This window comes from Antrihabitans stalagmiti, assembly GCF_016482825.1.
Lineage (GTDB): Bacteria > Actinomycetota > Actinomycetes > Mycobacteriales > Mycobacteriaceae > Antrihabitans > Antrihabitans stalagmiti.
This window is the reverse complement of the sequence record NZ_JAEMNV010000010.1, coordinates 219,857-231,015: the sequence shown is the minus strand read 5'-3', so window position 1 is coordinate 231,015 and position 11,159 is coordinate 219,857. Positions and strand designations below refer to the sequence as shown.

The window sequence follows — 11,159 nt, the reverse complement described above, 5'->3', positions numbered from 1 at the left end:
GTGAAACGAGACAAGCCCCGGTGGACTTAGGGCAGGTCAGACGATGTATCGGCCTGTCTGCCAGCACCTTTGGTCGCCCTCTCAAGGCGGTAGCGCGGGTTCGAATCCCGTCGGGGCTACAACAAAAGACCCTCCCACCGTCAGGTGAGAGGGTCTTTTCTCGTTCGGCTTTCGTCGGAGTGCATCAATTCGGGTCGGCGTGCGTCCGATTGGCTGCACCCCGACCCGAATGCGTGCAACCTGACGCGTCAACGACTAGCAAACGACCCTCCCGCCACTGCTGGCGAAAGGGTCTTTGCGGCAACTCTGACGCTATCCGCTCTTGCGTCGGAAATCACGCTTGTGGTCCGCGGCGCCGTGGACGCCATGAACTTTCGAGCGACCGTCCTTGTGCTCGGAGGCGACGGTGTTCTTGTGGTTCTTGCGTTCGAGGGCTTCCTTGAATTTCTTCTTGACGTCGTCGTTGCTGTGCGAGCCTGCTTCGGCTGGTTCGGTCATGTTCGCCCCTTCGTTTGGATCGACTGTCGTCAACGTATCGCTACCCGACATTCGAGTCACGCCTATTTCGGATCGAGATATTGCGCCGTCGTGCCCCCGATGGGCATTTCCGGCAGGCCGAGCTTGCGGTGGTCCCACGACCGGACTCGTTGGGGCCGAACCCGTACCGCGACGCGCTTGTTCATAACTGCCTCGACGAGCGGCAGGACGTCGTCGGTGTACGGACCCGTGTAGCGCTCCCAGATATCGACGACCACCCGAAAAAGTGTGTCGTAGTCGTCGACGATCTCGGCTGTACCTTCGATCGAGACCCCGCGGAGGGAGTCGTAGGTCTGGCCGTCTTCGACCATCGCGGTGATGCGATCGTCGCGTCGCAGGTTCAGCACCTTCTGAGACTTCGCCTTTGTCTCGAACCAGATTTCGCCGTCGAGCACCGCGTACCACATCGCGACGAGGTGGGGTTGGCCGTTCGGGCCGTTGGTTGCCATCGTGACGATGCGACTGCGTGCGAGGAACGTCGTGATCTCCTCGTCGGTCATTGCGATCTGCCCGCGCTGATTGACTCCCACGATCGGTTCCCTTCGTTGCGTCCCGATCGCGACCCTACAGGCGCTTGTGCAGCGCGTCTGCCGCTGCGAGCAGGTCTGCTGCCCACCGCGCGCCGGGCCGGCGGCCCATCCGGTCGATGGGCCCCGAAACCGAAACGGCGGCTACGACATTGCCGCTGGAATCTCGTACCGGGGCCGAAACGCTTGCGACGCCGGGTTCACGTTCACCAGCGCTCTGCGCCCAACCTCGTCTGCGCACTTCGAGCAACGTGCGGTCGCTGAACGAGGCGTCGGGAACGAGGGTCCGCTGTGTCGCCGAGTCTGCCCACGCGAGAAGAACTTTGGCGCCGGATCCCGCTGTCATCGGCAGTCGGGCGCCTACCAGCACTGTGTCGCGCAGGCCCGTCGGCGGCTCGACCGATGCGACGCAGACCCGAACCGAGCCTTCGCGACGGTACAACTGCACACTCTCGCCGGTGATTTCGCGAAGCCGGGGGAGCACGCTGCCCGCGGCTTCGACGAGGGTGTCGTTCGCGCTCGCGGCGAGTTCGGAGAGCGCCGGGCCCGGTCGCCACGATCCGTCGGCGTCGCGTGTCAACAGTCGGTGTACCTCGAGGCCGACAGCGAGCCGGTGCGCCGTTGCGCGCGGTAGGCCCGTCTGCTCGCACAGTTCGCCGAGATTCAACGGTTTCTCCGCCACAGCGCGCAGCACGGTCATGGCTTTGTCGAGCACTCCGATGCCGCTATGCTGTCTCATAGAACGATACTAGCGTCTCGCATGCTGGGATCGTCAAGTTACTGTATCGAGTGCAGCGAGCAACGACGCGATACTCGACAAGTGATCGATAACAGTCCCGATCGGGCTTCGAGCAGGCCGCGAAGGTGGAGAAAATGACGAACACCCCCCGCACGATGGCGGAAAAGGTTTGGGAGCAGCACGTAGTCGTGCGCGGTGACGGCACCGGCGAGGCGCGCGAACCGGATCTCATCTACATCGATCTGCATCTCGTACACGAGGTGACAAGCCCGCAGGCATTCGACGGACTACGGCTCGCGGGTCGTCCGGTTCGTAGGCCGGACCTCACGATCGCGACCGAGGACCACAACGTCCCGACCATCGACATCGACAAACCGATCGCCGATCCCGTTTCGCGCACGCAGGTCGAAACGTTGCGCCGAAATTGCGAGGAGTTCGGAATTCGGTTGCACCCGATGGGTGATCTCGATCAGGGCATCGTGCATGTGGTCGGACCACAACTCGGTTTGACGCAGCCGGGTACGACGGTTGTCTGCGGCGACAGCCATACCTCGACCCACGGCGCCTTCGGTGCGCTCGCAATGGGAATCGGCACGAGCGAGGTCGAGCATGTCCTCGCAACTCAGACTTTGTCGTTGCAGCCGTTCAAGACAATGGCAATCACGATCGACGGTGAACTGCAGCCGGGCGTGACGAGCAAGGACCTCATTCTTGCCGTAATTGCGAAGATAGGCACCGGAGGTGGGCAGGGATACGTCCTCGAATATCGAGGAGAAGCTATCCGCAAAATGTCCATGGAAGCACGAATGACAATCTGCAATATGTCGATCGAGGCGGGCGCGCGCGCAGGAATGATCGCACCGGACGAGACGACGTACGAATTCCTGAAGGGCCGACCACACGCTCCGGTCGGCGCGGAATGGGATGTGGCAGTTGCTGCTTGGGAGGATCTGAAGTCCGATCCCGACGCCGTTTTCGACGAGGAGGTACACCTCGACGCGAACGAACTCACGCCGTTCGTTACCTGGGGTACCAATCCCGGACAGGGTGCTCCGCTTGGTGATTCGGTACCCGACCCGGAGCAGATCCTCGACGAGAGCGAGCGCGCGGCCGCGGAGAAAGCGCTGCGGTACATGGACTTGCAGCCGGGAATGCCGTTGCGACAGATCGCCGTCGACACGGTATTCGTGGGGTCCTGCACGAACGGTCGCATCGAAGATCTCCGCGCGGTCGCGAGCGTTCTGAAGGATCGGCACGTCGCTCCCGGTGTGCGAATGCTGGTCGTCCCCGGCTCGATGCGGGTGCGCGCTCAGGCCGAGAACGAAGGCCTTGGAGCGGTATTCACCGCTGCGGGAGCCGAATGGCGTCAGGCCGGATGCTCGATGTGCCTCGGTATGAATCCCGATCAACTCGCTCCCGGCGAACGCTCCGCGTCGACGTCGAATCGCAATTTCGAAGGTCGCCAAGGCAAGGGTGGTCGAACGCACCTGGTATCGCCTCTTGTCGCCGCGGCGACTGCGGTACGCGGAACCCTGTCTTCCCCTGCCGATCTCGACTGACCTACCCAGACAAGCCAAGGAGTAAACCGATGGAATCCTTTACCTTGCATAAGGGAATTGGTGTGCCGATGCGCCGGTCGAACGTCGACACCGACCAAATCATCCCCGCCGTGTACCTAAAACGAGTCACCCGTACAGGTTTCGAGGACGGGCTGTTCGCAGCGTGGCGCAACGATCCTGAGTTCGTTCTGAACATCCCGCCGTACGACAAGGGCAGCGTGTTGGTTGCGGGTCCGGACTTCGGAACGGGATCGTCACGGGAGCATGCCGTTTGGGCTCTCTCGGACTTCGGATTCCGCGTTGTGATCGCCTCGAGGTTCGCCGACATCTTCCGCGGAAACGCCGGCAAGGCCGGTCTGCTTGCGGCTCGTGTCGCACAGCCGGACGTCGAACTGCTGTGGAAACTGCTCGAAAGCCAGCCCGGGCTGGAATTAATTGTCGATCTTCGAAACCGGACCGTCACAGCCGGAACAACGGTGCTGCGCTTCGACATTGACGACTACACGCGGTGGCGTCTGCTCGAAGGACTCGACGACATCGGACTGACGTTTCGGCAGGTAGACGCCATTTCGCAGTTCGAAAAGGCAAGGCCTTCATGGAAACCGACGACACTTCCGGCGCACGTTTCGTCGGACTAATCATCGGTTCCGACCCTCTTCGGAATGCTTGCCCCGCCATGCGAATTTCCTTCGAATCGCATGAAAATTCGCCTGGCACATAGACTCTTGGCGTTTTCCGGTTTACCTTGTTACTAGTCGGTCCAAAGATGGGCCATTAGTTTGCGGAGGAATTTCAATGAACAAGGCGGAGCTCATCGATGTTCTGACCGAGAAGCTTGGCGCGGATCGGCGGACGGCAACGGAGGCAGTGGAGAACGTCGTCGACATTATTGTGCGCGCGGTGCACAAGGGTCAGAGTGTGACGATCACTGGATTCGGCGTCTTCGAACAGCGCAAGCGTGCGGCACGTGTTGCCCGCAATCCGCGAACCGGCGAAACCGTAAAGGTCAAGCCGACTTCGGTTCCTGCATTCCGTCCCGGCGCACAATTCAAGGCAGTTATTGCGGGGAAGCAGAAACTGCCTTCGGCCGGTCCGGCAGTCAAGCGTGGTGCCGCAGCAGCCCCGGCAACGCGCGGTGCAGCCAAGAAGACAGCAACCAAGACCGCTGCCAAGAAGGCAACTCCTGCGAAGAAGGCACCCGCGAAGACGACAACTCGCGCTGCTGCCAAGACCGTCGCAGCAAAGGCGCCTGCGAAGACCGCAGCAAAGACAACGGCGGCAAAGAAGACCACCGCTGCAAAGGCTCCGGCACGCAAGACAACTGCAACGAAGGCGCCCGCAAAGGCTCCTGCGAAGACCGCAGCAAAGACAACAGCGGCAAAGAAGACCACCGCTGCAAAGGCGCCTGCAAAGACCGCGGCAAAGAAAGCCGCGCCAGCCAAGAAGGCACCGGCAAAGCGCGCAACCAAGAAGGCCTAGCGTCACCCGCCCACGCTTACAGCCTCGAAAACGCCCCCTGGTCCAACCAGGGGGCGTTTTCGTCGCGCATCAGGCCAACGGGAGGGGGAGAGGCCGATCCCTAACCGTCGGTGGGGAGTGGGCTGTCGATGTGATCGGCGGCGACCAGTACTCCGTCCGACAACGACAACACCCACATACTGCCTTTGCGGTTTCTGGCTGGCGGCAACTTGATTCCGTCTCGATCCGCCCACCAGCGAAGTAAATCCGGAATTACCTTGCCTTGACTGCAAATAACGCGGACCCCATCTTTGCCTGCAATTCGGCGGGCGCGATTGCGACCATTCTCGCGGTCGTCTGCATAACCCTCCTCGGACAGTCCGGGTTCGAGGCGTATTTCTGCACCGATGAGGTCGGCAAGCGGCTGCACCGTCTGAGTGCAGCGCACCCTGTCGGCGGAATGTAGGTGTGTGGCACCGAATGCGAGCAATTGTGGCGCCAGCGCGTCTGCTTGCGTGCGGCCGACCTTGTCGAGCGGGCGAAGGCGATCGTCGCCCTTGTACCGTGCGCTACGCCCCGCGCGAGCATGACGAACGATGAGCACGGTCGAGGTGTCGGCCGGCTTACGCGAAAAGCTACGCAGGACACGACGATCCATCGGATACGACACAGCGTGCATTGCGTCGGAAACGGGCAGCCATTTCACTTCGTCGACTTCGTCGTTGGCGACGAACAGCCCGTCGATACCTTCGGCGGCCCAGTAGTCGACCCGTTTCAGTTTCCGATGGCCCGGCACCGGATAGGTGATGCGATCGAGGTGTCTGCCCAATCGCACGTTGACGCCTGTCTCTTCGGCAACCTCACGCACGGCCGCGACGATCGACGTTTCGCCGGGTTCGATCTTCCCTTTCGGAAACGACCAGTCGTCATAACGCGGTCGGTGTATCAGCGCGACTTCGATGTCGGCAGGATCGGCCTCCGACCGACGCCACAGAACCGCTCCTGCCGCAAAGATATTCGCTTTGATCGGGTCGTGAGTCGAACTCACAGGGTTCCTCCCAGGCCCTTGCACGGATGATGCACGACAGAGTTACGAGGCGGTCGAGCGTCGTTGCCGCATCATCTCTTCCTGGTGTTCACGGACCTTCTCGCCTTCGGCGGGCGCCGCCACCCAACTTCCGTCTGCCTGCAACAGCCAGCATCGAGTCGTCGGATCCGTTGCCGAATCGAAGATCGCACCGAGTTGTGTGGATTGGCGCGGATCCTTCACCTGCACCATCACTTCGACGCGTCGATCGAGGTTGCGGTGCATCATGTCGGCACTCCCGATCCAGAATTCGTCGGACCCCTGGAAATGCAGAATTCGCGAATGCTCGAGGAATCGCCCGAGTATCGAGCGGACCTCGATCAGCTCGCTCAGCCCGGGCACACCCGGCTTGAGCGCGCAGATGCCGCGAACGACTACCTGTACCTGAACACCGGCCTGCGACGCGCGGTAGAGCGCATCGATGACCTGTTCGTCGACAAGTGCGTTGGCCTTCAACCTGATCCGAGCGTCGCGCCCGGCCCGCTTGTGTTCGATCTCCGCGTCGATCCGCTCGATGATTCCGCGTCGGACTCCGTACGGAGCGACGAGCAGGTTGCGGTAATCCTCTTTGCGCGAGTAACCGGTGAGCGAGTTGAACAGGTCGGTGAGGTCGGCGCCGAGTTCGGGCGACGCGCTGAACAGTCCGACGTCCTCGTAGAGGCGCGCGGTCTTCGGGTTGTAGTTACCGGTGCCTATGTGGCAGTACCGCCGAATCGTCGACCCCTCGCGACGGACGACAAGGCAAGTCTTGCAATGGGTCTTGAGGCCGACGAGGCCATACACGACATGGACGCCTGCCTGCTCCAGCTGCCGCGCCCACTTGATGTTGGCCTGCTCGTCGAACCGTGCCTTGATCTCGACGAGCGCAACGACCTGCTTGCCTGCCTCCGCAGCGTCGATCAGAGCGTTGACGATAGGAGAGTCACCGGAGGTGCGGTAGAGCGTCTGCTTGATCGCAAGCACCTGCGGGTCGGCCGCAGCCTGTTCGATGAAGCGCTGCACGCTCGTCGAGAACGAGTCGTACGGATGATGGACGAGAACGTCACCTTCGCGGAGGGTGGCGAACACACTCTTCGGAGTCTCGCGCTCACCGAAAGCTGGATGCGTCGCGGGCACGAACGGCTTGTCCTTCAATGCCGCGCGATCGACGCCGTACACCTGCCACAGGCACGAAAGATCAAGGAGCCCAGGGACTTGGATGACATCACCCGGATCGACGTCGAGCTCACGAAGCAGCAACTCCATCATGTGCTCGGTCATGTCGTCGGCGACCTCGAGCCGAACGGGTGACCCGAAGCGCCGCCGCGCCAGTTCCCGTTCGAGCGCCTGCAACAGATCTTCGTCGCGGTCTTCCTCGACCTCGAAGTCGGCATTGCGGGTAATCCGGAAAGCATGGTGTTCAACAACTTCCATGCCAGGGAACAACACCTGCAGATGCGCGGAAATGAGCGCCTCGGTCGGCAGGAATGCCGCGATCGGCGACGGCGGGTCTTCGCGCCGGACCCTGACGAAGCGGTCGACGTTGTCCGGCACCTTCACCCTCGCGAAGTGTTCGCCGCCGGTCGTCGAGTCCTTGACGGTGATCGCCAGGTTGAGACTGAGGCCGCTGATGTAGGGGAACGGGTGTGCGGGATCGACGGCAAGCGGGGTCAGAACAGGGAACACCTGCTCGTGGAAATGTGCCGACAAGCGCTCTTGCTCTTGGGTGTTCAGGTCCGCCCAGCCGATGATCTCGATGCCCTCCGCGGTCAGCTCGGGTAGCACCGAGTCGAGGAACACCCGAGCATGGCGGTCGGCGATCTCCTGGGTTCGACTGGCAATGATGGCCAATTGTGCTCGCGGCGACAGACCGTCGGCCGAGCGAACCGAGAGCCCCGTCTCGTCTCGACGTTTGAGACCGGCGACGCGAACCATGTAGAACTCGTCGAGATTGGACGCGAAGATCGCGAGGAACTTGGCACGTTCGAGGAGCGGAAGCGACGTGTCTTCGGCGAGGGCGAGCACCCGGGAGTTGAAGTCGAGCCAGCTCAATTCGCGGTTGAGATAACGATCTTCGGGAAGACCCTCCAGCGTCGCGTCGATCACATCCGGTGTTGCCGCGGGTGGTGCGGTCGGTACCCCTGGTTTGCCCGGGGCGCCGGCAGTGCGCTCGACTTTGCCCTGGGCCTCGTCACCGTTGTGTCCAGTTGCTTTTGTTGCCGCTCGGCCATCTGCGGTCTGCTTGCCGATCGTCTCGGGGTTGCTCACTCTTCGATCATCCCTCACAGAGCGACCGGCTCACACGCTGTCGCCGCTATTTCAACATGAACTTTCACCCGCGCACGCTCGAACCCAGCCGATTTCGTCGAGCACGCCACTCGTCGCCGCGCCGACGCCGAGTGCGACGGCGAGTTCGAGATCGTCTGCGGTGTCGACGTCGAGCCGCAGCCCAGGCCATTCGCCGGGGAGAGCGACCGCGCCGGTCTCCCGGTGGCGCATGGCGGATTCGCGACCGAACCTCGGCGTGAGTCGGCCGATCGGGTCGCGAAGAAGCAGCGCCGAGGTTCCGGTACCGCGGTGATCAACGACATAGGAGCGACGTCCACGCGGTGCGGCACCGATCGCGGCAGCAAGTTCACTGCCCTGCAACGCAGGCAGATCAGCCTGCAGTGCCAGGAGATCGACGCCACCGTGGCGGAGGCGGACGTGCTTGGCAGCGTGTGCGAGCGCTTCGTTCAACCGCTCGATGTCGGCGTCGGGCAGCCGCAGTGTGGGTTCGGGGTACAGCTCGGCACCGGCTGCGAGCGCAGTGTCGGCGACGATCGGATCGGGGGTCACGACGGTCACCGATGCGACGCGGGGCACCGAAAGGGCCGCCGTGACGGTGTCGGTCAGCATGGCGAGGACGAGTCGTTCGCGGTCACCCCGTGCGAACCGAGGTGCGAGCCTGCTCTTCGCGCGCGCCAAGTCTTTGACGGCAATCAGGGCGTGGACCTGGCTCATGCCTGCAATCCTGCCAGGAACCATATTTCCGAGGTCCGTCGCGGATGCGGGAGCACGCGATAATGTTGGCGGTTGTCGCGAATCACATCTGACATTGGAGCGAGCAGGCATGACCAAAGCAGCGGTGCTGGGTTCGGGTTCTTGGGGTACCGCGTTCGCGAAAGTCCTTGCGGAGGCGGGGACCGACGTCACGATGTGGGCTCGGCGTGCCGAGGTCGCGGACGCGATCGCAAACACTCACGAGAACCCCTTTTATCTTCCGGGTACGCAGCTGCCGGATTCGCTTGCCGCGACCTCCGATCATGTCGCTGCCCTCGACGGCGCCGACATCGTCGTCCTCGCGGTCCCGTCGCAGAGTCTTCGCGCCAACCTCGAAGGCTGGAGCGATTCGATCGGCAAGAATGCGACCTTGCTGAGCCTGGCGAAGGGCATCGAAAGCGGATCGCTGCTTCGGATGAGTCAGGTGATCACACAGGTGACCGGTGCGGACCCGAGCCGGATCGCTGTGCTGTCCGGCCCGAACCTCGCTCGTGAGATCGCCGCTCGTCAGCCCGCAGCGACCGTGATCGCCTGCTCGGATTCCGCGCGTGCCATCGACGTTCAGAAGTCCTGTGCAACAGGCTATTTCAGGCCGTACACCAATTCCGACGTGATCGGCTGCGAGATCGGCGGCGCCTGTAAGAACGTCATCGCCCTCGCGTGCGGGATGGCATCGGGAATCGGCCTCGGGGAGAACACGATTGCCAGCATCATCACCCGCGGCCTTGCCGAGATGATTCGGCTCGGTGTCGCGCTCGGCGCAAAGCCGGCCACCCTTGCCGGGTTGGCCGGTGTCGGCGACCTCGTTGCCACCTGCTCGTCGCCGCTGTCCCGGAATCGGTCGTTCGGTCACGTGCTCGGGGAGGGCGGGTCGATGGAGCGCGCGCAGGAAGCAGCACACGGCCAGGTCGCCGAGGGAGTCAAATCCTGCACCTCGGTGCGCTCGCTCGCCGACAGCTACGACGTGGAGATGCCGCTCACCGATTCGGTCCACCGTGTCTGCCACGAAGGTATGTCGGTGCAGGAAGCTGTCGGAAAGTTGCTCGGCAGGCAGACCAAGCCCGAGTGATCGCGCACCCGAGCCACCGTTCGTGCGATTCAGGCTGTCGACGGTACGGTTTGGGTCGTGACTAACCGGATCAAGGTCGCCGTGCTTTTCGGTGGCCGCAGCAACGAACACTCGGTGTCCTGCGTTTCTGCAGGCAGCGTCCTCCGCAATCTCGATCCGGAGCGCTTCGAGGCGGTACCGATCGGGATTACGCCGGAAGGTACCTGGGTGCTCGGTGCCTCGGATCCGCATGCGTTGACGATCAAGGACCGCATGCTGCCTACGGTCGACGGTTCCGGATCGGCATTGGCCCTCACGGCGGATCCGACACGCGAGGGTGCGCTCGTTGCTGTCGGTAAGGGCGAAGCGGGTGCGGTGCTCGCCTCCGTCGACGTCGTCTTTCCTGTACTGCACGGCGCCTACGGCGAGGACGGCACGATCCAGGGTCTGCTCGAGCTCGCCGACATTCCGTATGTCGGTCCGGGAGTGCTGGCGAGCGCCGCCGGCATGGACAAAGAATTCACGAAGAAACTGCTCGCCGCGGAAGGCTTGCCGATCGGGCATCAGGTCGTCCTGCGTCCCGGAACGGCCACACTGACCTCCGAGCAGCGTGACGAACTCGGCCTGCCGGTCTTCGTCAAGCCCGCGCGTGGCGGTTCCTCGATCGGGATCTCGCGGGTGACTCAGTGGGAGGATCTCGAGACCGCCGTCGCCGACGCGCGTAAACATGATCCGAAGGTGATCGTCGAGGCGGCGGTTGTCGGTCGCGAAGTCGAATGTGGCGTACTCGAATTTCCGGACGGTCGGATCGAAGCGAGTGTCGTCGCCGAAATCCGGATGCCGGACACCTCCGGCGATGGTGGCGCGTTCTACGACTTCGACACCAAGTACCTCGACGATGTCTGTGAATTCGACGTTCCCGCAATCCTCGACGAGGGTGTCAGCGACCGGATTCGTGCGCTCGCCGTCGAGGCCTTCGTCGCCTTGGACTGCCAGGGTCTGGCTCGCGTCGACTTCTTCGTCACGCCCGACGGCCCTGTGATCAACGAGATCAACACGATGCCCGGCTTCACGTCCATCTCGATGTATCCGCGTATGTGGGAGGCGGCAGGCATCGACTGCACGACGTTGGTTTCCACCCTGATCGACACCGCGTTGGCGCGAGGCACGGGCCTGCGCTGAC

Annotated in this window: 11 protein-coding genes and 1 tRNA gene; 6 read left to right on the top strand and 6 right to left on the bottom strand. The window is 62.8% G+C overall.

Annotation, left to right across the window (positions count from 1 at the left end; all coding sequences use genetic code 11):
* The first annotated feature begins 13 nt into the window (after positions 1 to 13).
* Positions 14 to 119: transfer RNA gene (locus JGU71_RS25615), tRNA-OTHER, on the top strand.
* A gap of 193 nt (positions 120 to 312) precedes the next feature.
* Here the strand turns inward: JGU71_RS25615 and JGU71_RS25610 are convergent.
* From JGU71_RS25610 to JGU71_RS25600, 3 genes are all read right to left on the bottom strand, one after another.
* Complete coding sequence (locus JGU71_RS25610; protein WP_199707658.1) at positions 313 to 498, bottom strand: DUF5302 domain-containing protein; 186 nt, start codon at positions 496 to 498, stop codon at positions 313 to 315.
* A 62-nt stretch (positions 499 to 560) separates the two neighbouring features.
* Positions 561 to 1,067 carry a pyridoxamine 5'-phosphate oxidase family protein gene (locus tag JGU71_RS25605; protein ID WP_199707656.1) on the bottom strand — a complete coding sequence of 169 codons (507 nt, stop codon included), beginning with the start codon at positions 1,065 to 1,067 and terminating at the stop codon, positions 561 to 563.
* A 34-nt stretch (positions 1,068 to 1,101) separates the two neighbouring features.
* Complete coding sequence (locus JGU71_RS25600) at positions 1,102 to 1,803, bottom strand: IclR family transcriptional regulator (protein ID WP_199707654.1); 702 nt, start codon at positions 1,801 to 1,803, stop codon at positions 1,102 to 1,104.
* Positions 1,804 to 1,937: 134 nt separating this feature from the next.
* On the opposite strand from JGU71_RS25600, the gene leuC reads away from it, so the two are divergent.
* The 3 genes from leuC (at position 1,938) to JGU71_RS25585 (ending at position 4,841) form a co-directional block, all read left to right on the top strand.
* Entirely contained in the window at positions 1,938 to 3,362 is a 1,425-nt protein-coding gene (gene leuC / locus JGU71_RS25595) for a 3-isopropylmalate dehydratase large subunit (protein WP_199707652.1), read from the top strand.
* A 29-nt stretch (positions 3,363 to 3,391) separates the two neighbouring features.
* Positions 3,392 to 4,000, top strand: coding sequence for a 3-isopropylmalate dehydratase small subunit (gene leuD, locus JGU71_RS25590; protein WP_199707651.1), 609 nt, complete (start codon positions 3,392 to 3,394; stop codon positions 3,998 to 4,000).
* Positions 4,001 to 4,157: 157 nt separating this feature from the next.
* Positions 4,158 to 4,841: an HU family DNA-binding protein gene (locus tag JGU71_RS25585; RefSeq protein ID WP_199707649.1), complete on the top strand. Its 684-nt coding sequence runs from the start codon at positions 4,158 to 4,160 to the stop codon at positions 4,839 to 4,841.
* A gap of 100 nt (positions 4,842 to 4,941) precedes the next feature.
* Here the strand turns inward: JGU71_RS25585 and JGU71_RS25580 are convergent, their stop codons facing one another.
* From JGU71_RS25580 to cofC, 3 genes are read right to left on the bottom strand one after another with little or no spacing between them, the layout of a single operon-like run.
* Positions 4,942 to 5,868, bottom strand: coding sequence for an NUDIX hydrolase (locus JGU71_RS25580; protein ID WP_199707647.1), 927 nt, complete (start codon positions 5,866 to 5,868; stop codon positions 4,942 to 4,944).
* A 42-nt stretch (positions 5,869 to 5,910) separates the two neighbouring features.
* Positions 5,911 to 8,154, bottom strand: a complete 2,244-nt coding sequence (locus JGU71_RS25575) for an RNA degradosome polyphosphate kinase (RefSeq protein WP_307829874.1) — start codon at positions 8,152 to 8,154, stop codon at positions 5,911 to 5,913.
* Between the two features lie 51 nt (positions 8,155 to 8,205).
* Positions 8,206 to 8,889 carry a 2-phospho-L-lactate guanylyltransferase gene (cofC, locus tag JGU71_RS25570; protein WP_199707645.1) on the bottom strand — a complete coding sequence of 228 codons (684 nt, stop codon included), beginning with the start codon at positions 8,887 to 8,889 and terminating at the stop codon, positions 8,206 to 8,208.
* 109 nt (positions 8,890 to 8,998) lie between these two features.
* On the opposite strand from cofC, the gene JGU71_RS25565 reads away from it, so the two are divergent.
* Both JGU71_RS25565 and JGU71_RS25560 read left to right on the top strand, forming a co-directional pair.
* Positions 8,999 to 9,997, top strand: a complete 999-nt coding sequence (locus tag JGU71_RS25565; protein ID WP_199707643.1) for an NAD(P)H-dependent glycerol-3-phosphate dehydrogenase — start codon at positions 8,999 to 9,001, stop codon at positions 9,995 to 9,997.
* Positions 9,998 to 10,054: 57 nt separating this feature from the next.
* On the top strand, positions 10,055 to 11,158 hold the full coding sequence (locus tag JGU71_RS25560; RefSeq protein WP_199707641.1) for a D-alanine--D-alanine ligase family protein: 1,104 nt from the start codon (positions 10,055 to 10,057) through the stop codon (positions 11,156 to 11,158).
* Position 11,159 lies beyond the last annotated feature (1 nt).

Excerpts from the sequence above, each read along its gene's own strand:
- JGU71_RS25610 (WP_199707658.1), bottom strand. The coding sequence starts at position 498 with ATGACCGAACCAGCCGAAGCAGGCTCGCACAGCAACGACGACGTCAAG.
- JGU71_RS25600 (WP_199707654.1), bottom strand. The coding sequence starts at position 1,803 with ATGAGACAGCATAGCGGCATCGGAGTGCTCGACAAAGCCATGACCGTG.
- leuC (WP_199707652.1), top strand. The coding sequence starts at position 1,938 with ATGACGAACACCCCCCGCACGATGGCGGAAAAGGTTTGGGAGCAGCAC.
- leuD (WP_199707651.1), top strand. The coding sequence starts at position 3,392 with ATGGAATCCTTTACCTTGCATAAGGGAATTGGTGTGCCGATGCGCCGG.
- JGU71_RS25585 (WP_199707649.1), top strand. The coding sequence starts at position 4,158 with ATGAACAAGGCGGAGCTCATCGATGTTCTGACCGAGAAGCTTGGCGCG.
- cofC (WP_199707645.1), bottom strand. The coding sequence starts at position 8,889 with ATGAGCCAGGTCCACGCCCTGATTGCCGTCAAAGACTTGGCGCGCGCG.
- JGU71_RS25565 (WP_199707643.1), top strand. The coding sequence starts at position 8,999 with ATGACCAAAGCAGCGGTGCTGGGTTCGGGTTCTTGGGGTACCGCGTTC.